This window comes from Allosphingosinicella sp., from assembly GCF_036403745.1.
Taxonomy (GTDB): domain Bacteria; phylum Pseudomonadota; class Alphaproteobacteria; order Sphingomonadales; family Sphingomonadaceae; genus Allosphingosinicella.
The window spans coordinates 1-25,703 of record NZ_DASWQI010000067.1 but is presented as its reverse complement, the minus strand read 5'-3'; the positions used below and the strand labels follow the sequence as shown (position 1 = coordinate 25,703).

23 protein-coding genes are annotated in these 25,703 nt (G+C 69.0%); 17 read left to right on the top strand and 6 right to left on the bottom strand.

Annotated features, from left to right (window positions below; all coding sequences use genetic code 11):
- The first annotated feature begins 1 nt into the window (after nucleotide 1).
- The 16 genes from VGC56_RS12780 to VGC56_RS12705 all read left to right on the top strand — a co-directional run bounded on the left by VGC56_RS12780 (nucleotide 2) and on the right by VGC56_RS12705 (nucleotide 20,482).
- Entirely contained in the window at nucleotides 2-1,417 is a 1,416-nt protein-coding gene (locus VGC56_RS12780; RefSeq protein ID WP_464125381.1) for a UDP-N-acetylmuramoyl-L-alanyl-D-glutamate--2,6-diaminopimelate ligase, read from the top strand.
- A complete protein-coding gene (locus VGC56_RS12775) occupies nucleotides 1,414-2,796 on the top strand; it encodes a UDP-N-acetylmuramoyl-tripeptide--D-alanyl-D-alanine ligase (RefSeq protein WP_464125379.1) in 1,383 nt (460 codons plus the stop codon). The genes VGC56_RS12780 and VGC56_RS12775 overlap by 4 nt, the downstream gene beginning before the upstream one ends.
- Complete coding sequence (mraY, locus tag VGC56_RS12770; RefSeq protein ID WP_464125377.1) at nucleotides 2,796-3,866, top strand: phospho-N-acetylmuramoyl-pentapeptide-transferase; 1,071 nt, start codon at nucleotides 2,796-2,798, stop codon at nucleotides 3,864-3,866. The genes VGC56_RS12775 and mraY overlap by 1 nt, the downstream gene beginning before the upstream one ends.
- A complete protein-coding gene (gene murD / locus VGC56_RS12765) occupies nucleotides 3,863-5,158 on the top strand; it encodes a UDP-N-acetylmuramoyl-L-alanine--D-glutamate ligase (RefSeq protein WP_464125375.1) in 1,296 nt (431 codons plus the stop codon). The genes mraY and murD overlap by 4 nt, the downstream gene beginning before the upstream one ends.
- The gene (locus VGC56_RS12760; protein ID WP_464125374.1) at nucleotides 5,155-6,348 is read left to right on the top strand and encodes an FtsW/RodA/SpoVE family cell cycle protein; all 1,194 of its coding nucleotides are present in this window, start codon (nucleotides 5,155-5,157) and stop codon (nucleotides 6,346-6,348) included. The genes murD and VGC56_RS12760 overlap by 4 nt, the downstream gene beginning before the upstream one ends.
- Nucleotides 6,345-7,508 carry an undecaprenyldiphospho-muramoylpentapeptide beta-N-acetylglucosaminyltransferase gene (gene murG / locus VGC56_RS12755; protein WP_464125372.1) on the top strand — a complete coding sequence of 388 codons (1,164 nt, stop codon included), beginning with the start codon at nucleotides 6,345-6,347 and terminating at the stop codon, nucleotides 7,506-7,508. Before VGC56_RS12760 ends, murG begins: the two co-directional genes overlap by 4 nt.
- Nucleotides 7,505-8,917, top strand: a complete 1,413-nt coding sequence (gene murC, locus VGC56_RS12750) for a UDP-N-acetylmuramate--L-alanine ligase (RefSeq protein ID WP_464125370.1) — start codon at nucleotides 7,505-7,507, stop codon at nucleotides 8,915-8,917. Before murG ends, murC begins: the two co-directional genes overlap by 4 nt.
- A gap of 101 nt (nucleotides 8,918-9,018) precedes the next feature.
- Nucleotides 9,019-10,008, top strand: coding sequence for a UDP-N-acetylmuramate dehydrogenase (murB, locus tag VGC56_RS12745; RefSeq protein WP_464125368.1), 990 nt, complete (start codon nucleotides 9,019-9,021; stop codon nucleotides 10,006-10,008).
- A gap of 73 nt (nucleotides 10,009-10,081) precedes the next feature.
- Nucleotides 10,082-10,972 carry a D-alanine--D-alanine ligase gene (locus VGC56_RS12740; protein ID WP_464125398.1) on the top strand — a complete coding sequence of 297 codons (891 nt, stop codon included), beginning with the start codon at nucleotides 10,082-10,084 and terminating at the stop codon, nucleotides 10,970-10,972.
- Nucleotides 10,969-11,919 carry a cell division protein FtsQ/DivIB gene (locus VGC56_RS12735; protein ID WP_464125367.1) on the top strand — a complete coding sequence of 317 codons (951 nt, stop codon included), beginning with the start codon at nucleotides 10,969-10,971 and terminating at the stop codon, nucleotides 11,917-11,919. The genes VGC56_RS12740 and VGC56_RS12735 overlap by 4 nt, the downstream gene beginning before the upstream one ends.
- Nucleotides 11,919-13,190, top strand: a complete 1,272-nt coding sequence (ftsA, locus tag VGC56_RS12730) for a cell division protein FtsA (protein WP_464125365.1) — start codon at nucleotides 11,919-11,921, stop codon at nucleotides 13,188-13,190. The genes VGC56_RS12735 and ftsA overlap by 1 nt, the downstream gene beginning before the upstream one ends.
- Nucleotides 13,191-13,365: 175 nt before the next feature.
- On the top strand, nucleotides 13,366-14,862 hold the full coding sequence (ftsZ, locus tag VGC56_RS12725; RefSeq protein WP_464125364.1) for a cell division protein FtsZ: 1,497 nt from the start codon (nucleotides 13,366-13,368) through the stop codon (nucleotides 14,860-14,862).
- Nucleotides 14,863-15,090: 228 nt separating this feature from the next.
- Nucleotides 15,091-16,806: a CHAT domain-containing protein gene (locus tag VGC56_RS12720; protein ID WP_464125362.1), complete on the top strand. Its 1,716-nt coding sequence runs from the start codon at nucleotides 15,091-15,093 to the stop codon at nucleotides 16,804-16,806.
- The gene (locus VGC56_RS12715) at nucleotides 16,803-17,963 is read left to right on the top strand and encodes a deoxyguanosinetriphosphate triphosphohydrolase (protein WP_464125360.1); all 1,161 of its coding nucleotides are present in this window, start codon (nucleotides 16,803-16,805) and stop codon (nucleotides 17,961-17,963) included. The genes VGC56_RS12720 and VGC56_RS12715 overlap by 4 nt, the downstream gene beginning before the upstream one ends.
- Nucleotides 17,964-18,029: 66 nt before the next feature.
- Nucleotides 18,030-19,760: an arginine--tRNA ligase gene (gene argS / locus VGC56_RS12710; protein ID WP_464125358.1), complete on the top strand. Its 1,731-nt coding sequence runs from the start codon at nucleotides 18,030-18,032 to the stop codon at nucleotides 19,758-19,760.
- The gene (locus tag VGC56_RS12705) at nucleotides 19,760-20,482 is read left to right on the top strand and encodes an SPOR domain-containing protein (protein WP_464125357.1); all 723 of its coding nucleotides are present in this window, start codon (nucleotides 19,760-19,762) and stop codon (nucleotides 20,480-20,482) included. Before argS ends, VGC56_RS12705 begins: the two co-directional genes overlap by 1 nt.
- A gap of 60 nt (nucleotides 20,483-20,542) precedes the next feature.
- Here the strand turns inward: VGC56_RS12705 and VGC56_RS12700 are convergent, their stop codons facing one another.
- Nucleotides 20,543-21,043: a hypothetical protein gene (locus VGC56_RS12700; RefSeq protein ID WP_464125355.1), complete on the bottom strand. Its 501-nt coding sequence runs from the start codon at nucleotides 21,041-21,043 to the stop codon at nucleotides 20,543-20,545.
- Between the two features lie 421 nt (nucleotides 21,044-21,464).
- Between VGC56_RS12700 and nagZ the strand changes: the two genes are divergently transcribed.
- Nucleotides 21,465-22,472, top strand: coding sequence for a beta-N-acetylhexosaminidase (gene nagZ / locus VGC56_RS12695; RefSeq protein WP_464125353.1), 1,008 nt, complete (start codon nucleotides 21,465-21,467; stop codon nucleotides 22,470-22,472).
- Here nagZ and trmB read toward each other — a convergent pair.
- From trmB to VGC56_RS12670, 5 genes are all read right to left on the bottom strand, one after another.
- Complete coding sequence (gene trmB, locus VGC56_RS12690; protein WP_464125351.1) at nucleotides 22,463-23,176, bottom strand: tRNA (guanine(46)-N(7))-methyltransferase TrmB; 714 nt, start codon at nucleotides 23,174-23,176, stop codon at nucleotides 22,463-22,465. The two genes, nagZ and trmB, sit on opposite strands and share 10 nt — an antisense overlap.
- Nucleotides 23,177-23,215: 39 nt before the next feature.
- Complete coding sequence (locus VGC56_RS12685) at nucleotides 23,216-24,046, bottom strand: hypothetical protein (RefSeq protein WP_464125349.1); 831 nt, start codon at nucleotides 24,044-24,046, stop codon at nucleotides 23,216-23,218.
- Nucleotides 24,047-24,123: 77 nt separating this feature from the next.
- A complete protein-coding gene (locus VGC56_RS12680) occupies nucleotides 24,124-24,408 on the bottom strand; it encodes a hypothetical protein (protein ID WP_464125347.1) in 285 nt (94 codons plus the stop codon).
- A gap of 157 nt (nucleotides 24,409-24,565) precedes the next feature.
- Nucleotides 24,566-25,012 carry a hypothetical protein gene (locus VGC56_RS12675; RefSeq protein WP_464125346.1) on the bottom strand — a complete coding sequence of 149 codons (447 nt, stop codon included), beginning with the start codon at nucleotides 25,010-25,012 and terminating at the stop codon, nucleotides 24,566-24,568.
- 58 nt (nucleotides 25,013-25,070) lie between these two features.
- Nucleotides 25,071-25,703: methionine adenosyltransferase domain-containing protein (locus VGC56_RS12670; RefSeq protein WP_464125345.1), on the bottom strand; the 633-nt coding region annotated here is incomplete at its 5' end.

Genomic DNA, 25,703 nt, shown 5'->3' with positions numbered 1-25,703 from the left:
GATGCGCCTGCGCGACCTCGCCGGGATCGACTCCGATTCCCGCGTGACGGGCTTCGCCATCGATCACCGCAAGGTCGCGCCCGGCACCGTGTTCGGCGCCTTCCGCGGGACCCTGTTCAACGGCGAGGACTTCATCCCTGACGCTGTCCGCGCCGGCGCCGTCGCGGTGGTGACCCGTCCCGACGTGACCGTGGAGGGCGCCCCCCGCATCGCGTCCGAAGAGCCGCGCCGCACCTTCGCGCAGCTTGCCGCCAAATTCTTCGCGCCCTTCCCAAAGACGGTGATCGCCGTCACCGGCACCAACGGCAAGACCTCCAACGTCGAGCTGGCCCGCCAGCTGTGGCGGATGGCCGGTCACCACGCCGCCTCGATCGGCACTTTGGGGGTCACCACCGCCGACGATCAGGTGACGACTGGCCTCACCACGCCCGACATCGTCACCTTCCTCTCCAACATGGCGGGCCTGGCGCGCGAGGGCGTCACCCACGCCGCCTTCGAAGCCTCCAGCCACGGCCTTGCCCAGTACCGGACCGAGGGGCTGCCGGTTCAGGCCGCCGCCTTCACCAATTTCAGCCGCGACCATCTCGATTATCACGGCACGATGGAGGAGTATTTCGAGGCGAAGATGCGCCTCTTCTCCGAAGTGCTGGCCCCGGACGGCACGGCTGTCCTGTGGATGGACGATCCGAAATCGGTGGAGCTTCTGCGCCGGGTCGAGGCGCGGGGCCTCAAGGCGATCACAGTCGGCAGGAAGGGCACGACGCTCCGCCTCGTCGAGCGCAGCCCAAGCCAGCTCGGCCAGACTCTGGTCATCGAGACGGGCGCCAAGACGCACAAGGTCACCTTGCCGCTGATCGGCGCCTACCAGGCCGCCAACGCCCTCACCGCCGCCGGACTCGTCCTCGCCACCGGGGGGGAGCTGAAGCAGGTCCTCGCCCATCTCGGCCGGGTCCAGCCGGTCCGCGGCCGCCTGGAGCGCGCCGTCATCACCCGCGCCGGGGCGCCGCTCTACGTCGATTATGCCCACACGCCGGATGCGATCGAGGCCGCCATCGCGGCGCTCCGCCCCCACGCCAAAGGCCGCCTGATCATCGTCTTCGGCGCAGGCGGCGACCGCGACGTCGGCAAGCGCGCCGAGATGGGCGCGGTGGCCGCCAGGCTCGCCGACCGCGTTATCGTCACCGACGACAACCCGCGCAGCGAGGAGCCGGCCGCCATCCGCCGCGCGATTCTCGAAGGCGCCCCCGGTGCGACCGAAGTCGCCGGCCGCCGCGAAGCCATCGCCACCGCGATCGCCGAGGCCGGCGCCGACGACATCATCCTCCTCGCCGGCAAGGGACACGAGCAGGGCCAGATCGTCGGCGACCAAATCCTCCCCTTCGACGACGTCGCCGTCGCCCGCGAGTGCGCGGCATGAGCCCGCTCTGGACCTCCGAGGAAATCGCGCAGGCGACCGGCGGCACCGCCGCCGCAAGCTTCGACGTCTCAGGCGTCGCCTTCGATTCGCGCGAGGTCGAGCCGGGCCACCTGTTCATTGCGATGAAGGGGGAGGCCACGGACGGGCACCGCTTCCTCGACAAAGCCTTCGCCGCCGGCGCCGCGGGGGCTCTGGTCTCCGAAGACAGCGCCCACCCAAACGTCCGCGTTGCCGACACCACCGCCGCGCTGAACGACCTCGGCCGCGCCGCCCGCGCCCGCACCGCCGCGCGGATCTGCGGCGTCACCGGCTCGGTCGGCAAGACGGGGACGAAGGAGGCGCTCTACGCCGCGCTCGACCGCAGCGCGCCCGGCACCGCGCACCGCTCGGTCAAGAGCTACAACAACCACACCGGCGTCCCGCTCTCGCTCGCCCGCATGCCGCGCGAGACGCGGTTCGGGGTCTTCGAAATGGGCATGAACCATGCCGGCGAACTGGCGGCGCTGACTCGCATCGTCCGCCCCCACGTCGCCATCATCACCGCCATTGCCCCAGCCCACCGCGAATTCTTCGCCAGCGACGCCGACATCGCCGAGGCCAAGGCCGAAATCTTCCAGGGGCTGGAGGAGGGCGGCACCGCGCTCGTCCCGTTCGACAGCGCCCACCGCGACCTGCTCGAGACCCGTGCCCGCCGCCACGCCGACCGCGTCCTCACCTTCGGGCTGGGCCAAGGCGCCGACATCCGCGCCCGCGATGTGGTCGGCGCCCCCGGCGGCGGATCGCTGGTGACGGCGATCCTTCCTGAATCCGAACTCACCTTCACCATTTCCCAACCGGGCACGCATTGGGTTTCGAACGCCATGGCCGTCCTCGGCGCCGTCGAAGCCCTGGGTGGCGACCTCGCCGCCGCCGGCCTCGCGCTGGCCGACATGCCGGGCCTGAAGGGCAGGGGCGAACGCCACCGCATCGCCCTCGCGGGCGGCGGCGAGGCGCTGCTCATCGACGAGAGCTACAACGCCAACCCCGCCTCGATGCGTGCCACTTTAGCCACTTTCGCGACTTTGAAACCATCGGGCCGCCGCATCGCGGTGCTAGGTGGGATGAAGGAGCTTGGTGCCGAATCCGAAGCGTTCCATGCCGGCCTCGCCGGGCGGGTCGAGGCGGCGTGTGTCGATTATGCCATTCTGGTCGGAGAAGAGATGCGGCCGCTCGCGAAAGCGCTTGGCCAAAACGTTAAAACCGCGCATGTCGGATCGGCGGCGGCGGCCACCGAAATCGTGCGCGACGAGGTCCGGGCCGGCGACGCGATACTCGTCAAGGGATCCAACTCGATCGGACTTGCCGCCCTCGTCGAGGCGCTGGCGAGCGGGAAAAGCTGATGTTTCTGTGGATTGCCCAGCAGCTGCACTTCCCGGGCCTGTTGAACCTGTTCCGATACATCACGTTCCGGGCGGGCGCCGCGACCGCGACGGCGCTGTTCATCGGCCTGCTTATCGGCCCCAGGTTCATCGGCTGGCTGCGGGTGCGGCAAGGCAAGGGCCAGCCGATCCGCGACGACGGCCCGCAATCCCACCTCGCCAAGCGCGGCACGCCGACCATGGGCGGGCTGATGATCCTCACCTCGCTCAGCGTCGCGATGTTCCTGTGGATGGACTTTTCCAACCGCTACCTCTGGGCCTGCATGCTGATCACCATCGGCTTCGGCCTGATCGGCTTCCTGGACGATTACGACAAGGTGACGAAGCGCAGCCACAAGGGCGTCTCCGCGCGTGTCCGCCTGCTCGCCGAGTTCCTCGTCGCAGGCGTCGGCTGCGGCATCATCACCTACGGCGCCGGCACCCAGCTCTACATCCCCTTCTACAAGGGGCCGGTGGTCGACCTGTGGATCTTCTACCCCTTCTTCGCCGCCTTCGTGGTGGTGGCGTTCGGCAATGCGGTGAACCTCACTGACGGGCTCGACGGCCTCGCCTCGATGCCGGTCATCATCGCGGCATTGGCCTTCCTCGTCATCTCCTACCTCGTCGGCAACGCCAAGTTCGCGACCTATCTCGGCATCCCGCACGTCCCCGGGGTGGGTAACCTCACCGTGCTCTGCTCGGCGATCGTCGGCGCCGGCCTCGCCTTCCTCTGGTTCAACGCACCCCCGGCGGCGGTCTTCATGGGCGACACGGGCAGCCTCGCCCTTGGCGGTGCCCTGGGTTCCATCGCCGTCGCGACCCAGCATGAGATCGTCCTCGGCATCATCGGCGGCCTGTTCGTGGTGGAGGCGATGAGCGTCATCATTCAGGTCTTCTTCTACAAGCGGACCGGCAAACGCGTCTTCAAGATGGCGCCCATCCACCATCATTTCGAGCAGATGGGCTGGTCGGAGCCGACCGTCGTCATCCGCTTCTGGATCATCGCCTTCGTGCTGGCGCTCGCCGGCCTGTCGACGCTGAAGCTACGGTGATCACCTCCAGCGCCTTTTCCGGCAAGAGCTACGCCGTCTACGGCCTCGCCCGCTCCGGCGTGGCGACGGTCGAGGCTTTGCTCGCCAGCGGCGCCAATGTAATGGCGTGGGACGAGAAAGCGGAGGCGCGGGAGCATCTCACCCCCTCCGGGCGCATCGCCGATCCCCTCGCCACCGCGCTCACCGGCTTTTCCGGGATCGTCGTCTCACCGGGCGTGCCGATCAACCGCCACCGCATCGCCGCCCGCGCTCGCGAAGCGAAGGTGCCGCTGATCGGCGACATCGAACTGTTCGCCCAGGCCCGCGCGGCGCTCCCGCCGCACAAGGTGGTCGGAATCACCGGGACCAACGGCAAGTCGACGACGACGGCGCTCGTCCACCATATCCTGGAGAGCGCCGGCATTCCGACGGCGATGGGCGGAAACATCGGCCTCCCCATTCTCGCGCAGGACCCCCTCGCCCCGAATGAGAATGGGGTCGGCGTCTATGTCCTCGAGCTGTCGTCGTTCCAGATCGACCTCACCCAGAGTCTCGACTGCGACGTGGCGGCGCTCCTCAACGTCACGCCGGACCATCTCGACCGCTACGAGGACATGGACGATTACGCCGCGTCGAAGACCCGCCTTTTCACAATGCAGTCGCCCGAGCATGCCGCGGTGATAACCACCGACGACCAATACACGCGCGCCATCTCCCTCTCCGAGCAGATCGTCGCGCGCAGAATCGGCGTCAACTCCGTCCTCATCAAGGATAGCTCGCGCTGGCCCGCGCTGCAGGGAGCGCACAACGCGCAGAACCTCGCGGTCGCCGTCGCAACCTGCTTCGAGCTCGGCGTTCCGGACGCGACCATCTTCAACGCTCTCGAGACCTTCCCGGGCCTCCCGCACCGGATGGAGCGGGTGCGCGAGAGACGCGGCGTGCTGTACGTCAACGACAGCAAGGCGACCAATCCGGAAGCGGCGGCGCCTGCCCTCGCGGCGTTCCCGGCGGTGCACTGGATCTTGGGCGGGGTGCCGAAGGGTGACGATCTCGGCCCCTGCGCACGCCACCTCGACCATGTCCGGGCCGCGTACACGATCGGGGAGGCCGGGCCGATGTTCGCGAAGTTGTTGGGGTCGGCGGTGCCGGTCACCGAATGCGGCGTTCTCGACGCGGCGGTGGATGCGGCGGCGGGGGCGGCGAAGGCGGGGGAGGTGGTGCTGTTGTCGCCCGCCTGCGCGTCGTTCGACCAGTTCAGGGATTATGAGGCGCGGGGGGAGAGTTTCCGCGTGTGTGTGGAGGCGTTGGCATGAGCGTCATGGGGCAGTTGAAGGCGAAGGGCGGGACGCGGCTGGGGCGCTCGGACAGGAGCGCGCTCGGCCGCTGGTTCTGGGAGATAGACCGCGTCCTCCTCCTCTTCGTCGCGGTGCTGATCGCCATCGGCCTCATCGCCGTCGCCGCCGCCTCGCCCGCCGCGGGCCAGCGCTATTCGGGCAACGGCGTCACCTTCCCCCCGCTTTACTATTTCTACCGCCAGCTGGTGTGGATCGCGGCGGGGCTGCCGGTGATGATCGGCATCTCGATGCTGCCGCGGACGCGGGCGCGGCGCCTGTGCCTGATGGGCGCCGTGCTGTTCACCGCTTTGCTGTTCCTGGTCCCGGTCGTCGGCCCGCAGATCAACGGCGCCCGCCGCTGGCTCGGCATGGGCTTCTTCCAGTTCCAGCCGTCGGAGTTTTTGAAGCCCCTCTACATCGTCTCGATCGCCTGGCTCCTCAGCCTCAAGAAGGAGGACCCGAACCTGCCGATGGTGCCGCTGACGGGAATCATCACCGGCCTCATCGCCTTGCTCCTCATGAAGCAGCCCAATTTCGGCGAGACGGTGATCTTCGCCTCCGCCTGGGTGATGCTGCTGACCCTCTCAGGGGCGCCGCTCCGCTTCCTCGCCTTCCTCGCGCTGGGCGCGGTGGCGGTCGTGATCCTCGCTTACTTCTTCTATCCCGTGGCCCACACCCGGATTGACGGCTTCCTCTTCGACCATGGCGACAATTATCAGACCGAGTCGGCGCTGAAGACTCTGACCGCCGGCGGTCTGTTCGGCGCCGGTCCGGGCGCGGGCGCCAAGAAGTTCCTGCTTCCGGAGCCGCATACCGACTACATCTTCTCCGTGATCGGCGAGGAGTTCGGCATGATCGCCTGCCTCGCCATCGCCATCATCTACCTCGCCATCGTCGCCCGGGTGATGATCCGCCTGCTCCACGAGGACGACCAGTTCGTCGTCCTCGCCGCCGCCGGCCTCGTCACCCAGTTCGGCATGCAGGCGCTGATCAACATGGCCGTCAACGTCCAGATCGCGCCGTCCAAGGGCATGACCCTGCCGTTCATCTCCTACGGCGGCTCGTCGATGATCGCTTTGTCGATCGGCATGGGCCTCTTGTTGGCCTTCACCAGGCGCAACCCCTACCTCCACCGCTCGCCCTATGTCGTGAAGTGGAGCGGCAGATGATGTTCGGGCGCCATTACGTCCTCGCCGCCGGGGGGACCGGGGGGCATATGATCCCGGCCCATGCGCTGGCGGAGGAGCTGATGCGCCGCGGCCACCGCGTGGCGCTGGTCACCGACGATCGCGGCGCCCGCATCCCGGGGCTGTTCGAAGGCGTCCAGGTCCACATCCTCCCGGCCGGACGGCTCGGCGGCGGGCCGGCGGGGTGGCTCAAGGCGGCGCGAAACATCTTCACCGGCCGCGCCATGGCGATGCGGCTCTACGAGACCTTCCGGCCCTCCGCGGTGATCGGCTTCGGCGGCTATCCGGCGCTGCCGGCCCTGCTCGGCGGGCGGGCGTGCGGCGTGCCGACCCTCGTCCATGAGCAGAATGCGGTGCTCGGCCGGGTCAATCGGCTGATGGCGGGCCGGGTCGACGCCATCGCCACGGCGTATGGGACGGTCGATCGCCTCTCCAAGAGCTACGCGAGCAAGACCCACCTGGTCGGCAACCCAGTCCGCGACGAGGTGCTGGCGCTGCGCGAGCAGCCTTACCCGCCGCTCTCCGCCGACGGCGTGTTCCGCGTGCTGGTGACGGGCGGCAGTCAGGGCGCCACCATCCTCTCCAGCGTCGTCCCGGACGGCCTCGGCATGCTGCCCGAGCATTTCCGCCGCCGCCTCCAGGTGACGCAGCAATGCCGGGCCGAGGACATCGAGCAGGTCCGCGCCAAATTTGCGTCGCTCGGCATCCCCGCGGACCTCGCCACCTATATCGAGGACATGCCGGAGAAGCTCGGCTGGTCCCACCTCGTCATCGCCCGCGCCGGCGCCTCGACCATCGCCGAGCTGACCGCCGCCGGCCGGCCTGCGATCCTCATCCCGCTGCCGAGCGCGACCGACGATCACCAGACCTCCAACGCCCGCGAAATGGCGCGGGCCGGCGGCGCGCGGATGATCTCGCAGGCAGCCTTCACGCCGGTCGAGCTCGCCAAGCAGATGCAGAAGCTCGGCCTCGATCCGGACGCGCTCGCCAACGCCGCCGCCCGCGCCCGCGCCGTCGGCCGCCCCAACGCCGCCTCCGATCTTGCCGACCTGGTCGAGCGCTCGGGACGCGAGCCCGGCGCCGATCCGCTCCCCGCCGAGGAGATCGTCCTCAAGCCGATCCCGAACGGAGCTTATGCATGAGGGGAGTGGGGACCGACATCGGGACCATCCACTTCATCGGCATCGGCGGCATCGGCATGTCCGGCATCGCCGAGGTGATGCACATCCTCGGCTACAAGGTGCAGGGCTCTGACGCGGCGGAAGGCTATGTCGTCGAGGGCCTCAGGAAGGCGGGCATCCCCGTGGTGATCGGCCAGAGCGCGGACAATCTCGGCGACGCCGCGGTGGTCGTGGTCTCGACCGCGATCCGCAAGGACAACCCCGAACTCGTCTGTGCCTATGAGCGGCGCATCCCGGTCGTCCGCCGCGCGGAGATGCTCGCCGAGCTGATGCGGCTCAAATCCACCGTCGCCGTCGCCGGCACCCACGGCAAGACGACCACCACCTCGATGATCGCGGCGATGCTCGATGCGGGCGGCATCGACCCGACGGTGATCAACGGCGGCATCATCAACGCCTACGGCTCCAACGCCCGCTTGGGCTCGTCCGACTGGATGGTGGTCGAGGCGGACGAGAGCGACGGGAGCTTCCTTCGCCTCGACGGCCAGATCGCCGTCGTCACCAACATCGATCCCGAGCATCTCGATCATTATGGCAGCTTCGACAAGGTGAAGGACGCCTATGTCGAGTTCGTCGAGAACGTCCCCTTCTACGGCGCTGCCTTGCTCTGCGTCGATCATCCCGAGGTGCAGACGATCATCCCGCGCCTGCGCGACCGACGGGTGGTCACCTACGGCTTTGCGGCGCTCGCCGACGTGCGCGGCGAGAATGTCCGTCCGGTCGCCGGCGGCAACCGCTTCGACGTCACCATCCGCGACCGCGCCGGTAACACGTCCACCATAACCGACATCGCGCTGCCGATGCCGGGCCGCCACAACGTCCAGAACGCGCTCGCCGCGATCGGCGTCGCCGCCGAGCTCGGCATCCCGCACGACACCATCGCCAAGGGATTCGAGCGGTTCGGCGGGGTCAAGCGGCGCTTCACCAAGGTGGGCGAGATCCAGGGCGCGACCATTATCGACGATTACGGCCACCACCCGACCGAGATCCGCGCCGTCCTCGCGGCGGCTCGTGAAGGGGCGGAAGGCCGGGTGATCGCCGTCGTCCAGCCCCACCGCTACACCCGGCTCCGGGACCTGATGGAGGAGTTCCAGGGCGCCTTCAACGATGCCGACATCGTCTACGTCGCCCCCGTCTATGCCGCCGGCGAAGAGCCGATCGAGGGGGTGGATGCCGACGCTTTAGTCGAGGGGCTGAAGCAGCGCGGCCACCGCGCCGTGAAGGCGGTCGCGGACCTCGACGACCTCTGCCTCAGCCTGCGCGACATCGCCGCGCGAGGCGACATGGTGATCTGCCTCGGCGCCGGCGACATCACGAAGTGGGCGGCGGCACTGGCCGAAGGCATACGCTGCGCGAGGCTGGCGAAATGAGCCGGGTCTCGCACAGGCCCCACCCGAACCCCTCCCCTGAAGGGGAGGGGCTTGAGGGCGTACTTCAAATAAACCCCTCCCCTTCAGGGGAGGGGTTGGGGGTGGGGCCTGTCGCCTTGCGCGGCACCATCGAAAAGGATGGCGCCCTCGCGGACTTCATCTGGTTCCGCACCGGCGGCCCCGCCGAATGGCTGGTGAGGCCCAAGGACGTGGACGACCTCGCCGCCTTCCTGCGCGAACTCGACCCGGCAGTCCCCGTCCTCCCGGTCGGCGTCGGCTCGAACCTGATCGTTCGAGACGGCGGCGTTCCGGGTGTGGTGGTCCGTCTCCCGAAGGCGATGGCGCAGGTCGGCGTCGAGCCCGGAAATCGGATCCGCGCCGGCGGTGGGGCGATGGGGATAACCGTCGCCTCCAAGGCGCGCGATGCCGGTATCGCCGGGCTGGAATTCCTGCGCGGCATCCCCGGCACCGCAGGCGGCGCGGTGCGGATGAACGCCGGCGCCTACGGCCGCGAAGTGGCGGACGTGTTGGTCGAGGCGACCCTCGTGCTGCGCGACGGCAGCATCGAGACCTGGCGGCGCGAGCGGTTCGGCTACACCTACCGTCATTCCGAAGTTCCGGCTGGTGCCGTGGTCGTCGAGGCGGTCTTCGAAGGCGTTCCGGGCGAGCGCGCCGCCATTGCCGCCGAGATGGACCGGATCGCGGAGGAGCGCGAGGCGAGCCAGCCTTTGCGCAGCCGCACCGGCGGCTCGACCTTCAAGAATCCGCCCGGGACCAAGGCGTGGAAGCTGATCGACGAGGCCGGCTGTCGCGGGCTGACGATCGGCGACGCGCAAGTCTCTGAAAAGCATTGCAACTTCCTGCTCAATTTGGGCAAGGCTAACGCCGCCGACATCGAGGCGCTGGGCGAGGAAGTTCGCCGCCGCGTGCGGCAGGCTTCCGGCGTCGAGCTGGAATGGGAAATCCAGCGTGTCGGCATGTTTGCCGACGACGCCGGCAAAGAGCGTGTCGGCGAACATCTCCCTCTCCCCTTCAGGGGAGAGGGTCGGGGAGAGGGGGAGTCCGCGACAGGCGGGGCGTTCAATGATTGATTTTTCGACTGCCCCTCTCGCAACCCTCTCCCCTGAAGGGGAGAGGGCTTCACGCCTCCACATCGCCGTCCTCATGGGCGGGTGGTCGGCCGAGCGGGAGGTGTCGCTGATGAGCGGCGCCGGCGTCGCCGATGCGCTCGAAAGCCTCGGCCACCGCGTCACCCGCATCGACATGGGCCGCGACGTCGCGCAGCGGCTCGCCGAGGCGAAGCCGGACGTGGTGTTCAACGCCCTCCACGGCACGCCCGGCGAGGATGGGTCGGTGCAGGGCCTGATGGACCTGATGGGCCTCACCTACACCCATAGCGGGCTCGAGACCTCGGTGATCGCCATCGACAAGGAACTCACCAAGATGGTCCTCGTCCCCCATGGCGTGCGCATGCCCGCCGGGACGATCGTCGAGAGCGAGAGCCTCTATTCCGCCGACCCGATCGCCCGTCCTTATGTCGTGAAGCCGGTCAACGAAGGCTCCTCCGTCGGCGTCGCCATCGTCACCCGAGAAGGAAATTACGGCGATCCGATCGGGCGCGACACGCCGGGCCCGTGGCAGCATTTCGACCGGCTGCTCGCCGAGCCGTTCATCCGCGGGCGCGAGCTGACGGTGGCGGTGCTGGGCAAGGAGGCGCTCGCCGTCACCGAGCTGGTGCCCAAGACCGGATTCTACGATTACGACGCCAAATATACCGATGGCCTCACGCAGCATGTCTGCCCGGCCGAAATCCCGCGGGACATCGCCGACGCGGCGATGGCGATGGCGCTTCAGGCCCACAAGCTGCTCGGCTGCCGCGGCTGCTCGCGCTCCGACTTCCGCTGGGACGATGAGCAGGGCGAGACGGGCCTCTATCTGCTCGAGGTCAACACCCAGCCCGGCATGACGCCACTTAGTCTCGTGCCGGAGCAGGCGAAATATCGCGGCCTTTCCTACCCCGAGCTGGTCCAGCGCATCGTCGAGGAGGCATTATGAGCGCCAAGGCCGCGTCACGCCCTCGCGCGAAGCCCAAGGGCAAGGCGGGCGCGCGCGGCCGCGGCAAGGCCGCCGCGCCGAGTCCTCTGGGCGAGCTGGTCCGCCGCATCAGCGCTTGGATCTTCGTCGCCATGCTGGTCGCCCTCGCGGTCGCCGCCCTGGCGGTGCTGCGGGTGCCGCAGATGCTCGGCGGCTCGCTGGGCGAGGCGGCGGGGGAGGCCGGCTTCTCCTTGAAGCACGTCGAGATCAAGGGCGCGATCCACGTCCCCCAGCTCGAAATCTACAATATCGCCTTCGACCAAGGCTCGTCGGCGATGCCGCTCGTCGACCTCGAGGCGACGCGGCAGCGGCTGCTCCGGTTCGGCTGGATCAAGGATGCCCGCGTCTCGCGCCGGCTGCCGGACACGCTCGTCGTCGATATCGTCGAGCGGGTGCCGACCGCGATCTGGCAGAATGAAGGCCGCCTCGCCCTGATCGACGCCGAGGGCACCGTGCTGGCGCCCGTCAAGCTGGAGGCGATGCCGGACCTGCCGCTGGTCATCGGCCCGGAGGCGAGCCGGCATGTCCAGGACCTCTCCGACCTCACCGCCGCTGCGCCGCGGCTGAAGCCGGTGCTGGCCGGGGCGAGCTGGATCGGCGGGCGCCGCTGGGATCTGCGCTTCCACTCCGGCGAGGTGCTGGCCTTGCCCGAAGGGGAAGGGGAGGCGCGCCGTGCGCTCGCCCGCTTCGCGCAGATGGACCAGGCCAAGCAACTGCTCGGCAAGGGCTTCGTTCGTTTCGATATGCGCATCCCTGGAAAGTTCATCATCCGCGTCTCCAACGAGCCCGGCAGCTCGGTGCCGTCGATCGCCCCGGACGCGCCGCCGGCCGCCGAGCCCGCCCCCGCCACGCCGCCGCCGCGTGCCGTGAAGCCCGGCAGCGTCCCCGACGCGACGAAGACGATCTGATGAAGCGTCCCGCCGTCACCCCGCCCAGGAGGCTCGTCACCGCCCTCGATGTCGGCTCGTCCAAGGTCTCGGCCCTCATCGCCGAGCCGGGCGAGGACGGCAGCTTGAAGATCCTCGGCACCGGCCAGCGCCAGAGCCAGGGCGTGCGGCGCGGCTACATCGCCGACATGGAGAAGACCGAAGGCGCGATCCGCGAGGCGGTCGAGCAGGCGGAGCGGATCGCCGCGACCAACATTGAGGACGTCTATGTCGGCTTCTCAGCCGGCGGCCTCGTCTCCTCGCTCGCCAGCGTCGAAGTTCAGATCGGCGGCCGCCGCGTCGCCAAGGAGGATGTCGACCAATTGCTCGCGGTCGGGCGGGAATCGATCGATTCCGACGGCAAGATGATCCTCCACGCCATGCCGGCGCTCTATACGCTGGACGGGCTGCAGGGCGTGAAGAAGCCGCTCGGCCTCCACGCCGACCGGCTGGCCGTCGACATCCACGTAATCGCCGCCGAGCCGTCGCCGGTCAGGAACCTCGATCTGTGCGTCCGTTCCGCCCATCTCGGCGTCGAGGCGATCGTCGCTTCACCGGTCGCAGCAGGGAAGGCGTGCCTGTCGGAGGAGGAGCGGGAGCTCGGGGTCGCGTTGGTCGAATTGGGCGCCGGGGTCACCAACGTCTCCGTCTTCGCCGGCGGCATGCTGCTCGGCCTCAAATCCCTGCCGATGGGCGGGATCGACATCACCGACGACATCGCCTCCGCCTTCGGCACCCGCCGCGTCGAGGCTGAGCGGATGAAATGCTATTACGGCTCGGCGATGGCGAGCCCACGCGACAATCACGACATGATCGAATTGTCGCCCATCGCCGGCTCGGAAGAGGGAACGGAGGCCGCGCGGATCACGCGTGCGCAATTGATCGCCGTGATCCGCCAGCGGCTCGAGCATCTCTCGGGTGAAATCGCCGGCGCCTTGAAGGACCTCGGCTTCGCCGGCCCGTTCGGCCGCCAGGTGGTGCTGACCGGCGGCGGCTCCGAGCTCAAGGGTATCGCCGATTATGCCCAGGGCGTGCTCGGCCGCGCCGTCCGCATCGGCCGCCCCAGCCTGCCGGGCCTGCCCGACGCCCATAGCGGCCCCGCCTTCACCACCCTCGTCGGCCTCGCCCAGTTCGCCGCCTCGAACGAGCTCGATCTGCGCGGCGCGCTGCCCCGCGACCAGGGCGCGCCGCGGGTCGCTGGGAGCGGCAACATCATCAACCGGCTGGTTTCGGCGTTCAGGAGTGGCTTTTGAGACTCACCCGTGGCCGTCGGGACTCAATCCCCGTGACATTTCGGACTCACGAAGGCATTCATCCACGGAAAAATACCGTCTCGTTAACTTTTCTCTCGCCCGCGAGAATCGCCTCGTGCAAAGAACAGGTTAACGTGCGTCCCGTCGCCAAAGTACAGCAGGGGGAGAAGACCCGATGAGCATCGATTTCATCCGTCCGGAAGTGGACGAGCTTCGTCCCAGGATCAGCGTCATCGGCGTCGGCGGTGCCGGCGGCAACGCGGTCGCCAACATGATCGCCAACGAGGTGCAGGGCGTCGACTTCCTCGTCGCCAACACCGACGCGCAGGCGCTCAATGCCTCACCCGCGGCGCAGCGCATCCAGCTTGGCCTCCGCATCACCCAGGGCCTCGGCGCCGGCTCTCGTCCGGAGATCGGCAAGGCCGCCGCGGAGGAAGCGATCGAGGAGATCGAGGCCGCGCTCGAAGGCGCCCACATGTGCTTCATCGCCGCCGGCATGGGCGGCGGCACCGGCACCGGCGCCGCGCCGGTCATCGCCAAGTTGGCCCGCGACAAGGGCGTCCTGACCGTCGGCGTCGTCACCAAGCCGTTCAGCTTCGAGGGCAACCGCCGCGGCCGCTCGGCCGACGCCGGCATCAACGAGCTTCAGCAGCACGTCGACACGCTGATCGTCATCCCCAATCAGAATCTGTTCCGCATCGCCAACCCGAACACCACCTTCAAGGAGGCGTTCCAGATGGCCGACGAGGTGCTGCAGCAGGGCGTGCGCGGCATCACCGACCTGATGGTCATGCCCGGCCTCATCAACCTCGATTTCGCCGACGTCCGCTCGGTGATGGGCGAGATGGGCAAGGCGATGATGGGCACCGGCGAGGCGTCCGGCGACAACCGCGCCATCGAGGCGGCCGAAAAGGCGATCGCCAACCCGCTCCTGGACGGCGTCTCGATGAAGGGCGCCAAGGGCGTCATCATCTCGATCACCGGCGGCGAGGACATGCGCTTGATGGAAGTCGACGAGGCCGCCAGCCACATCAAGGAACTGGTCGATCCGGACGCGAACATCATCTGGGGCTCGGCGTTCAACAACGACCTCCAGGGCAAGATCCGCGTTTCCGTCGTCGCCACCGGCATCGATGCCGAGGCGGTGACGCAGGCGCCGCCTGCGCCCGCCAAGGTCTTCGCCTTCCCCGGCGCCGGCCGGAGCGCGGCCCCTGCGGCCGCCGCGCCGGAAGCGCCGAAGATGACGCTCAGTGCGCCGGAGCCGGAACCCGAGGCCGAAGCGGCGGAAGCCGACGTGCTCGATCTCGCCGCGGCGCCGGAGGCGGAGGAGCTGACCCTCGACACGCCCGCTGCCGAAGGCGGGTCCGACGAGCTGCTGCTCGGCGGCGAGATGCTCGGCGAAGAAGGCTTCGTCGATGAGGAATTTGCCGGCGGACCCGAGGCGCGTGCGCCCGGCACCCGCTCCTGGCTGATCGGCGAAGACCCAGGCGAACCCGCCGCGCCGGAGCCCAAGCCAGCGCGCGACGGCGGCACTTTGTTCGAGCGCATGTCGAACATCGCCCGCGGCGCCGCCAAGGCGCAGGTGGAGGAAGAGCCCGCCGCACCGGCCCGCAGCGGCCGCCGCGACCCGCTCGACATCCCCCGCTTCCTCGGGCGCCAGAACAACCAGTAAGGCTTCATGCCTCCCCATGCGCGAAGCGCATGGGGAGGGGGACCACAGGAGGTGGTGGAGGGGTCTTCACGAGCTGCGGCGCCTGCCGATACCCCTCCACCACCCTCCGGGTGGTCCCCTCCCCATCTTCGATGGGGAGGCACTTCACCGCCTCCCCACACCGCCCCGCCGATAAGCCGTTGCTCCGCTTGGCGGACTCCTGTTCCTTCGGACCCGATGAAACATAGAATGAGGGGTGCCCTGCTCGGCTTTGCCGTGCTGGGTGCGGGGATGTTGTCGGCCGGGGGGCCGGCCATCGCACAACAGACTTACGGCGCGCCGCAGGAGACGCCTGGGGACGCGCTGTCGCGCAATTTGAAGACGCTCGTCGCCAATCCGCGCAGCGTCGACGCGCTGACCGGCGCCGGCCGCGCCGCGCTCGCCGTCGGCGACGCGCAGGCGGCGTTGAGCTTCCTCGCCCGCGCCGAGGACGAGGCGCCGCGCGACGGCCGCATCAAGATGTGGATCGCGTCCGCTTTGGTGCAGCTCGAACAGCCCCACGCCGCACTCAAATTCTTCAAGGACGCCGCCGATCTCGGCGTGCCCGAAGCCGAGATCGCCCCCGACCGCGGCCTCGCCTACGACATTGCCGGCGATCCGCGCCGGGCCCAGCGCGATTATCGGCTCGCTTTGCAGCGGTCGCGCGATCCGGAGCTGACCCGGCGCCTCGCCCTGTCGCTGGCGATCAGCGGCGAGCGCGAGCCGGCGCTGCGCCTCCTCGACGAGCAGTTCCAGACCCGTAATCCCGCCGCCGACCGCACCCGCGCCCTCGTGCTGGCGCTGACCGGCGACGCCGCCGACGCCGCCCGCGTCGTCGAGGCGAGCATGCCCGGCCCGCAAGGCGCGGCGCTGATGCCGTTCCTCGCCCGGCTTCCGAGCCTCAGCCTCGCCGACCGCGCGCTTGCCGTCCACCTCGGCCACTTCCCACAGGACGGCCGCACCGCGCCAGCGTCCAATTACGCGATGAACAGCTTCCGCTCGAACGTCGTGTCGATGGGCGCCGGCGCACCCTCGCCGGTCGACGCGGGTCGCCCTGACGCGCTGCAGCCCGGCCTCGGCCGCTCGACGGCCGCCCTCGTGCGCGCCGCGCCGCGGGACTCCGCCGACGAGGAAGAGGCGCCGCCGGTTCGATCGCAGGCGATCGCGCCTCCCGTTAGCCCGCCCGCCGCGGCCGACCCATCCGCTGTCCGCCGCAGGCCCAGCGGCGGCGGCGCCCCTCCGGCCCACGCCAGTACAGCGCAGCCTTCCTCCTGGTCCTGGAGCCGCCCCGCTCTGCCGCGCACCCAGCCCCACTCGCAGGAGACTCGGATCGCCAGTGCGACGCCGACGCCTCTGCCCTCCCGGGCCGTGAATCCGGCGCCGCAGGTGCCGGTCATCGCGCTGCCCCACCCGCTCGACATCAGCCGCCCCGGCGCTGCCGCTGCGTCGACGCGGACCGCGGATGAGACCACGCCTCCGGCCGCGAAACCGCCGGCGCCGCACCCGAGCCGGCTCGCCGACCTCGCGGCCACCGTGCGCACCCTGCCCACGCCGGTCGTTCCGGCGAAGCACGACAGCACCGGTTACGGGCCCAAAATACCCACCGCCGCCGCCAGGAAGCCCGTCGCCGCGAAGAAGCCGGAGGCGAAGGAGACCAGCCGCCACTGGGTCCAGCTCGGCATCGGCGACGATGAGGATAGCCTGCCCGGCGAATATGCCCGGCTGAAGACCAAGGCCGGCAAGCTCCTCTCCGCGCGCACCGGCTGGACGGCGGCGATGGGCGAGACCAACCGCATCCTCGTCGGCCCGTTCGCGAGCAAGGACGACGCGCAGGAATTCGTCAACGAACTGGCGGAGAAGAAATTGCGCGCCTTCGCCTGGACGAGTGCTGTGGGCGAAAAGGTCGCGAAGCTTCCGGCCAAGTGAGGCCGCTCGCCCACCTCGCCGCCGATCCGGCTAGGTCGCGCGGCCGCTTCCACGGCGCGCCGGGCGGGGCGAGCCGCGGTCCGCGCGACGCCTTCCAGCGCGACCGCGACCGCATTGTCCATTCCATTCCGTTCCGCCGCCTCCGCCACAAGACCCAGGTCTTCGTCGCGCCCGACGGGGACCATTTCCGCGTCCGGCTCACCCACAGCCTCGAAGTCGCCCAGATCGGCCGCACACTCGCGCGCGCCCTCGGCCTCAACGAGGATTTGACCGAGGCTCTGTGCCTCGCCCACGACATCGGCCACCCGCCGTTCGGCCATTCGGGCGAGGACGCGCTGACCGAGGCGATGGCCGAGGCCGGTGGCTTCGACCACAATGCCCAGACGCTGCGGCTGCTGACGAAGCTGGAAAGCCCCTATCCTACCCATGCCGGCCTCGACCTCAGCTGGGAAACGCTCGAGGGCCTCGCTAAACATAACGGGCCGGTGACAGCGCCGCTGCCCTGGGCGCTCGCCGAAGCCAATGCACAATGGGATCTGGCGCTCGGCACCTGGCCCGGCCTCGAAGCCCAGGTCGCCGCTATCGCCGACGATATCGCCTACGACAATCACGATATCGACGACGGCCTGCGCTCCGGCCTGTTCACGCTGGAGGAGCTGCTCGAAGTCCCGCTCGCCGCGCGCGTCTGGGCCGGAGTCAGGGCGCGCTATCCGGACCTCCCCGACGCCCGCCTGACACCCGAGCTGGTCCGCGACCAGATCGGGCTCATGGTCAACGATGTGCTGGAGGAGACGCAGCGCCGCGCCGCCGGCCTCGCCGGCATCGAAGAGGTTCGCAGGGCGAGCGGCCCGCTTGCAGGCTTCTCGGAGGGCCTCGCGGCGGAGGAAAAGGCGCTCAAGACCTTCCTCCACGCCCGCATGTACAATGCGGCGCCCGTCGCGGAGATCAGGCGCCACGCTCAGCAGATCGTCACCGGCCTCTGGTCCGCCTATTCCGCCGACCCCTCGCGTCTCCCTCCGGGCTGGCAGCCCCAAGGCGGCGACCGCATCGCCACGCTGCGCGCGATCGGCGACTTCATCGCCGGCATGACCGACCGCTACGCGATCAAGCAGTATCGCGAGGTGGTGGGCCCGGTGGAGCTTCCGGAAGGCTTCTGACCACCCACTGGACCTTCCGGCGCACGATCCGCTAGAGCGCGGCGTTCCCGTACAGGATAGGTTTTCGTGAGCACGCTTTACGCCCGCTTCATCGCGCATGTCGCCGACGCCCTCGATGCCCTGGAGAGGGAAGGGCAGTTGCCGCCCGGCCTCGATCGCGGCGCCGTCGCCGTCGAGCCGCCGCGCGACGCGTCGCACGGCGATCTCGCCACCAACGCCGCGATGGTGCTGGCCAAGCGCGCCGGCACCAATCCGCGGGCGCTGGCCGGGCTGATCGCGCCTCGGCTGGAGGCGCTGCCCGAGGTGGAGAGCGCTGAGATCGCCGGCCCCGGCTTCATCAACATCCGCCTCTCGCCGGCGCTCTGGCAGGAGGAACTGCGTACGATCCTCGCCGCCGCAGAAGGCTACGGCCGCTCCGGCGTCGGGAAGGGCCAGCGGGTCAATGTCGAATATGTCTCGGCCAACCCGACCGGCCCGATGCACATGGGCCATTGCCGGGGCGCCGTGGTCGGCGACGCCCTCGCCAGCCTGCTCGAATATGGCGGGCACCAGGTGGTCCGCGAATATTATGTCAACGACGCCGGCGCCCAGGTCGACGTCCTCGCCCGCTCCGCTTTCCTGCGCTACCTTGAGGCGCTGGGCCGGCAGATCGGCGCGATCCCGGAAGGCCTCTATCCCGGCGATTATCTGAAGCCCGTCGGCGCCGCCCTCGCGGACGAGTTCGGCGAGCGTTACGCCGACGCGCCCGAAGCCGAATGGCTGGAGACCTTCCGCCGCCGCACCGTCGCCGCGATGCTTGACCTCATCAAGGACGATCTCGCCGGCCTCGGCGTCCACCACGACCTCTTCGCCTCGGAGCGGGAGGTCCAGGAATCGGGCGCCGTCGACCGCGCGCTGGCGCTGCTCGACGAGAAGGGACTGGTCTACAAAGGCACGCTGCCGCCCCCCAAGGGCAAGACGATCGAAGATTGGGAGCCCGTCGAGCTGCTCCTGTTCCGCTCGACGGCGTTCGGCGACGACCAGGATCGGCCGATCAAGAAATCGGACGGCAGCTGGACCTATTTCGCCGCCGACACCGCCTACCACATGCAGAAGCTGCAGGCGTCGGACGAACTGATCAACGTCTGGGGCGCCGACCATACCGGCACCGTCCGGCGGACCCAGGCGGCCGTCGAGGCCTTGGCGGGGCGGCCGGCGCTCGACGTCAAGCTCGTCCAGATGGTCCGCCTGCTGCGCAATGGCGAGCTGGTGAAGATGTCGAAGCGGTCGGGCAGCTTCGTCACCCTCGCCGAAGTGGTGGAGGAGGTGGGCAAGGACGTCGTCCGCTTCACCATGCTGACGCGCAAGAACGACGCGCAAATGGACTTCGATTTCGCCAAGGTGGTCGAGGCGTCGAAGGACAATCCGGTCTTCTACGTCCAATACGCCCACGCCCGCATCCGGTCGCTGCACCGCAAGGCCGAAGCGGCCGGCGTCGATGCATCCGCTCAAGCAGACCTGTCGCTGCTCGACGACGAGGAGCTGGCGCTGGTCAAGCTCGCCGCGCAGTTCCCGCGTCTTGTCGAGAGCGCGGCGCAGGCGCACGAGCCGCACCGCGTCGCCTTCTACCTCGGCGACCTCGCCGCTGCCTTCCACGCGCTGTGGAATCGGGGCAATGACGACCCCTCGCGGCGCTTTCTTATCGAGGATAATCAGGCATTAACCCGTGCGCGGCTAGAATTGGCCGCTGCGATAGGGCAGATTATTCGCAACGGCCTCGGCATCATGGGAGTGGCCGCGGCGGAGGAGATGCAGTGATGACCGACGTTCGCGCCGACGATCCGGCTCTCGATGACCGCCTTCCGTGGCTGGAGGCGGTGGAAGAGGACGAGCGCGGCGATGGCCCCTCGGCCCTGAAGCTGATCGTCGCCGTCCTGATCGGGCTGGCCGCGATCGGCGCGGTGGTCGGCGGCATCTTCTGGCTCGGCAATCGCGGGGCCGCGCATCGCACCGGCGGCGAGGCCGAGCTCGTCAAGGCTCAGCCGGGGCCGTACAAGGTTAAACCGAACGCGCCCGGCGGGATGACCGTCGAAGGCGAGGGCGACACCGCCTTCGCCGCCAGCGCCGGCGCGGATCCCAAGGGCAAGATCAACACCGGCGCCGTCCCCGAAGCGCCCGTCCAGAAGGGCGCGCCGCCGGCCCAGCAGCAGCAGACCGCGCAGGCCCAGCCGCAGCCCCAGCCAAAGGCGTCGGACAAGAAGCCGCCCGCGACGATCAAGGCGCCCGCGCCGACCAGCGCCGCCCCGGCCGCCGCCGGCGGCGCGACCATCCAGCTGGGCTCCTTCCCGAACGGCGCGCTGGCGGAAAAGGCGTGGAAGGCGATGTCCGGCCGCTTCGGCTATCTCGCCCCGCTCAGCCACAGCGTCGTCACGGCGCAGGTGGGCGGCAAGACCTGGTATCGCCTCCGCGCCAGCGGCCCCGACGCCGCCGGCATCTGCGGCCGCCTCCAGGTCGCCGGGGAGCAGTGCCTCAAGGTGTGAACGTGGCGGGGCACCGCCGGTCCGCGCGGGGCGCAGACCGGCAATCGCTCCAACCAACCATCAGCCCTGGTTCTGGTTGACCTGCGCGACCCCCTGCACTGGCAGATCCTTTTGCTCCGGCGGATTCGGCGCGGTCGCCGGCGGGGTTGCCGGAGACGCGGCGGCCACGGCGACGGCATGGGGAAATGCCCGGTCCAGCGCGTCTTTGACCTTTTCGTCGAAATCGGCAGCCGTGGGATCCAAGCCCGCATTCTTCAATGTGTCGGGGAACCGGCTGGCGATGTAGGTGCCGGCCGAGGCTAAAGTCGCGTCGCGGACTGACACATGGTCCCATCCGTTCTGCTTGATCAGTTCGTGCGACTGCTGAAGCCCGAAAGTTACTGCCTTCTGCAGCGCCGAGTCGAACGCAGCCGTAATGGCGCTGTCGTTCTTGAGGCCGACCCACTGACCAAAACGCTGGATTGCCCAAGTTCCGAACGCGAGGAGAAGCGCCGCAACGATTTGCATGATGGCGCTAGTAATTGGCGTTAGGTCGACGAGATTATGGGCTGTCGTGGCCATCTCATACCTCCCTGTGTAGCGCTATTGCGGACCGCTCGTGAGTCGGGTGAATCGAGCAACGTTCACTTCGTAAGGTGCCGTACGCAGCAACAAGGCGCTGAGACTAAAACTGCACTGGCAGAAAATGCAAGGCCAGATTTCTTAGAGATGGGGCGATGCCGTGTTTGGGCAGGTTCCATCTTCCGTCTTCGTACTTAAGCAGCCTATTTAGCGGTGCTGGGCCAAGCAACACAGGTCACGGCTTACGATATTCGCGCTTGCCGCTGCGACTGCCTTTTCCCCAGAGCGGCTAGTTGAACCGCGTTCCGATCGACCCGGCCTTGGCTTGGCAACACCGGCGGGGCGCGAGGCGCCCCGCGTCCCCTGCCGCAAGGGAAGCGAAGGGCTTCGACAAGTTCGCGTCGACCGGTATTGGAGTGTCATGCAGGCCATCATCTACGGGGTCTCGTGCCCCGCCCTCACCGACGCCGAGCGTTCCTTCTTCCGCGACGCCGATCCCTCCGGCTACATCCTGTTCGCGCGCAACTGCGTCGACCGCGAGCAAATGCGCAGCCTCACCGACGACCTGCGCGCCCTCCACGGCCGCGACGACCTGCCGATCCTGATCGACCAGGAAGGCGGCCGGGTGGCGCGGATGAAGCCGCCGGAATGGCCGGCCTTTCCCGCCGCCGAGGCCTTCGCGAAGCTCTACGAAAAAGCGCCGATGAGCGCGATCGAGGCCATGCGGGCGAATGCCCAGGCCATCGCCGTCCTGCTCCGCGAAGTCGGGGTCAACGTCGATTGCCTGCCGCTGCTCGACGTCCGTCAGCCCGGCGCCACCGACATTATCGGCGACCGGGCGCTCGGCGATGCGCCGATGCAGGTCGCCGCGCTCGGCCGCGCCGTCCTCGACGGGCTGCGTGCGGGCGGCGCGGTGGGGGTCGTCAAGCACATGCCCGGCCACGGCCGCGCGCTGGTCGACAGCCACAAGGATCTCCCCTTCGTCAGCGCCACGGACGCGGAACTGGAAACCGATATCGAACCGTTCCGCACCCTCGCCGGCGCGCCGATGGGGATGACCGCCCACCTCGTCTACACGATCTGGGACCCGGAACGGCCCGGCAGCCTCTCCCCGGTGGTGATCGGCGACATCATCCGCGGCCGCATCGGCTTCGACGGGTTCCTGATGTCCGACGATCTCGGCATGAACGCCCTCAGCGGCACGCCCGGCGAGCGCGCCACCCGGGCGGTCGCGGCGGGTTGCGACGTCGGTCTCCACTGCAGCGGCGACCTCGCCGAGATGGAGGACATCGCCGCCGTCATACCGGGGCTGGCGGAGGCCGGCGGCGAACGGCTCGCGCGGGCGATGGCGACGATCGCCGGGGACCCGGCCGGCGATACCTACGAAGCGCTCGCCGAAAAGCGCGACCGTCTGCTCGCTTATTCCTGACCTGCGCTCGCTGCGGCGCGCCGGTAGCGGAAGTACCAGACTTCGTGCCCCTTGCGCCGCGCCTTGGCCTCGTACCGCGTCTCCGGCCAGCCGGAGGGGCGGGTGAGGAAGTCGTTCGCCCTCTCCGCCAGCCATTCGAAGTCGCGGCGGCCGTTCATCACCATCATCGACCAGCGGCAATAGGTCGGATCGTCGGTGCCGAGCCGGAACTCGCCCCCGGCCTTCAGCTTGCGCGCGATGAGGTCGAGCGGGCCGGCATTCACCATCCGCCGCTTGGCATGCCGCGCCTTCGGCCACGGATCGGGGTGGAGCAGATAGACCATCGTCAGCGCCCCGTCGGGCACCCGCTCCAGCACTTCCAGAGCATCGCCCATGTGCAGCCGCACGTTGGCGAGCCGCCCGTCCCTTACATGCGCAAGCGCGCCGACCACGCCGTTCAGGAACGGCTCCGCCCCGATGAAGCCGTGGTCCGGCAGCAGATCCGCCCGGTAGGCGAGATGCTCGCCCGATCCGAAGCCGATCTCGAAGTGCAGCGGGCGCCAATGCCCTTCGGCATCGCCGAACAATCGCTCCGCCGTCACCGGCCCGTCCTCCGGCACCGAAACCGCCGGCAGCAATTGCTCGAGCAACGCCGCCTGCCCCTGGCGGAGCTTGTGCCCGGAGCGGCGGCCGTAGAGACGGCGAAGGGTGGTGGGGTCGCCCATGGCGAGCCGCCTATGCGCCGCCGGCGCGCCCCGCAAGTGCTAGTGGGCGATCTTCCCGATCGGCGTGATCCGGGGCCCGGCGACGGCCCAGATGCGGCCGTCCTTGGTCGCCACCATCACCGGAACATGCGCCACCAGGGAGGAGAAGACGTGGATCTCAGTCGGCACCGGATCGAGCAGATGGGTGATGACCAGCGCGGCGGACTTGGCGCCGGCGGGTGGCCGCGCCGACATGGCGATGCAGCTGTTGGTGAAAGGCCGGATCTCGCCGGGCTGGCCGTCCGGTCCCACCGCGACCCGATAATGGCCCCCGAACGGGATCGTGTTCATGTCCGGCTGCGGCGTCAGCAGGTACACGTAGATTGGCGCGTCCGGCGCGGCCGGCGGCAGCACCACCGTGTTCATCGCCTGCGCGCTGCAGCGCTGGAAGCCCTTCGCCTTCAGCGCTTCAGTGGCTGCGGCGCGAGCGGCAATGAGCCGCCTGCGTTCGGGGCTGAGGGCGGGCTCGCCCGGCCCCGCCACGCGGCTCGAGACGAGCTTCCCGTTCCTGAAATCCGCGACGAACACAGCGTGAGGCGCTGCCGTGTCCCTGTCGAAGAAGACCAGCTGGGGCGCCTCGGCAGGTCCATCGACGATCCACCCGCCCACCTTCGACCGCGCATCGGGAAGCTTCGCCATCATCTCGTCGGTGCCGTGCCAGGCCGCCTGATCGTAGGCGTAGAGCAACGCGCCGCGCGTGCCGGCGTCGCGAATCGCCTGCTGCTCGACCTCAGAAACCGCGGGAACGGGTGGTTTGGCGAGAGCCCCCGCCGCGGCGCCCGAGGCCATGCAGGCCGCTGCCACGGCGCTCAGAAACGGCCGGTGATGCACGCCCTTCCTCCCTTGTTTCCGCAAGGATGGCACGGCGCCCCCGTCTCAACAATCCCGCCGTCAGTCTCGCTCTGGTCTCAGCCCAGTGTGGCGGACGTCATCGGCCGGGCAACCCAGGCCGAAGGCAAGACCGCTTCGGGCAGGGCTTCGTCGAGCTCTCGCAGCACCAGCCTTTGCGCCACCCACGGAACCTCGGCGGCTGGACATGTGGCCGTCCTGTAAACGACCGCCATCGGCAGCGGCCGACGCGGCACCAGCGCGCCCTGGATGTCCCGCCAGCTCTCGCGAACGGTGCGCACCAGGCTGAAGCCGCCGCCGGCGAGCGCCAGCAGGAAGAGAATCGAGAAGCTGTTCTGCACCATGAACCTGTCTCCGCCGACCTCAACGGGCCGCGGAGTCGGGCAGTTCCGGTTGAGTGCAATGGCGCCGCGGCCCTGTCGCTTTCAGGCAACAGGGCCAGCGGGGCGGATCAGACCGCCGCCTTCAGCTTCTCGACAGGTCCGTCGGCAGCCAGCGGAGCTACTTCCTGCGCTTCGGCCACTTCTCCGGGGGCGGGGGCACAATGACCTGCATAGGCGGCTCTCGCTTCGAGGGTCCGATTCGTACCAGGCCGAAGCGGCCGTTGACGGAAGCCATCCTGTGGCTGGGGGTCCTGTAAAGAAACATGACGTATGTCGCTCCCACCTCGCAGCAGTGCGGATCGGCCTCCGCAATTTGGCTCCGCGTTTCGACCTCGAGACGCGGATTGGCCGCTCCTTTTAGGATGGCGAATGTCTCCACCTCGACGAAGTTGCCGTAGAGGTCGTTCGCGTCGGTGTGGGTCGACACGACGGTCGCAACAATCACGACGTCGGCTTCCTGCATCTTTTCCGAGAAGGTCGCCTCGACAAAGACGTTGGCCTCCGCGGGGAGGAATCCCCACAGGAGAGAGACCGTTGCAAGAGCCGTCGGCAGCCTGCGTCTCATGCGCTGTCCCCTGTCGTCCGGTCAGGGGTGTCGCATGCAGTCGGAGGTGCAACAAGCGCTACGCCGTCTCCACCGCCGCCTTCAGCTTCTCGACCAGGTCCGTCCGCTCCCACGGGAAGTAATCCCCTTCCGCCTTGCGTCCGAAATGGCCGTAGGCGGCGGTGCGGGCGTAGATCGGCTTGTTGAGGCCGAGATGGGTGCGGATGCCGCGCGGGGTGAGGCCGCCCAGCTCCGGGATGGCCTTGATTGCCTCTTCGAGCTCGGCATCGCCGACCGTGCCGGTGCCATGAGTGTCGACGTAGAGCGACAGCGGTTCCGACACGCCAATCGCGTAGGCGAGCTGGATCGTGCAGCGCTTCGCGAGGCCGGCGGCGACGATGTTCTTCGCAAGGTAGCGGGCGATGTAGGCGGCCGAGCGGTCGACCTTGGTCGGGTCCTTGCCGGAGAAGGCGCCGCCGCCGTGGGGCGCTGCGCCGCCATAGGTGTCGACGATGATCTTGCGGCCGGTCAGCCCGGCGTCGCCGTCGGGGCCGCCGATCTCAAAGCTGCCAGTCGGGTTGATGTGATAGACGGTCTCGTTGCCGAGCAGCCGCGCCGGCATGACGCGAGCCACGACGTCCTTCACATAAGCGTGAAGCTGCGCCTGCTTCTCACCCTTGTCATAGCCGGGCTTGTGCTGGGTCGACACGAC

Excerpts from the sequence above, each read along its gene's own strand:
- VGC56_RS12780 (WP_464125381.1), top strand. The coding sequence starts at position 2 with ATGCGCCTGCGCGACCTCGCCGGGATCGACTCCGATTCCCGCGTGACG.
- VGC56_RS12775 (WP_464125379.1), top strand. The coding sequence starts at position 1,414 with ATGAGCCCGCTCTGGACCTCCGAGGAAATCGCGCAGGCGACCGGCGGC.
- mraY (WP_464125377.1), top strand. The coding sequence starts at position 2,796 with ATGTTTCTGTGGATTGCCCAGCAGCTGCACTTCCCGGGCCTGTTGAAC.
- VGC56_RS12760 (WP_464125374.1), top strand. The coding sequence starts at position 5,155 with ATGAGCGTCATGGGGCAGTTGAAGGCGAAGGGCGGGACGCGGCTGGGG.
- murG (WP_464125372.1), top strand. The coding sequence starts at position 6,345 with ATGATGTTCGGGCGCCATTACGTCCTCGCCGCCGGGGGGACCGGGGGG.
- murC (WP_464125370.1), top strand. The coding sequence starts at position 7,505 with ATGAGGGGAGTGGGGACCGACATCGGGACCATCCACTTCATCGGCATC.
- VGC56_RS12740 (WP_464125398.1), top strand. The coding sequence starts at position 10,082 with ATGGGCGGGTGGTCGGCCGAGCGGGAGGTGTCGCTGATGAGCGGCGCC.
- VGC56_RS12735 (WP_464125367.1), top strand. The coding sequence starts at position 10,969 with ATGAGCGCCAAGGCCGCGTCACGCCCTCGCGCGAAGCCCAAGGGCAAG.
- ftsA (WP_464125365.1), top strand. The coding sequence starts at position 11,919 with ATGAAGCGTCCCGCCGTCACCCCGCCCAGGAGGCTCGTCACCGCCCTC.
- ftsZ (WP_464125364.1), top strand. The coding sequence starts at position 13,366 with ATGAGCATCGATTTCATCCGTCCGGAAGTGGACGAGCTTCGTCCCAGG.
- VGC56_RS12720 (WP_464125362.1), top strand. The coding sequence starts at position 15,091 with ATGAGGGGTGCCCTGCTCGGCTTTGCCGTGCTGGGTGCGGGGATGTTG.
- VGC56_RS12705 (WP_464125357.1), top strand. The coding sequence starts at position 19,760 with ATGACCGACGTTCGCGCCGACGATCCGGCTCTCGATGACCGCCTTCCG.
- VGC56_RS12700 (WP_464125355.1), bottom strand. The coding sequence starts at position 21,043 with ATGGCCACGACAGCCCATAATCTCGTCGACCTAACGCCAATTACTAGC.
- nagZ (WP_464125353.1), top strand. The coding sequence starts at position 21,465 with ATGCAGGCCATCATCTACGGGGTCTCGTGCCCCGCCCTCACCGACGCC.
- trmB (WP_464125351.1), bottom strand. The coding sequence starts at position 23,176 with ATGGGCGACCCCACCACCCTTCGCCGTCTCTACGGCCGCCGCTCCGGG.
- VGC56_RS12680 (WP_464125347.1), bottom strand. The coding sequence starts at position 24,408 with ATGGTGCAGAACAGCTTCTCGATTCTCTTCCTGCTGGCGCTCGCCGGC.
- VGC56_RS12675 (WP_464125346.1), bottom strand. The coding sequence starts at position 25,012 with ATGAGACGCAGGCTGCCGACGGCTCTTGCAACGGTCTCTCTCCTGTGG.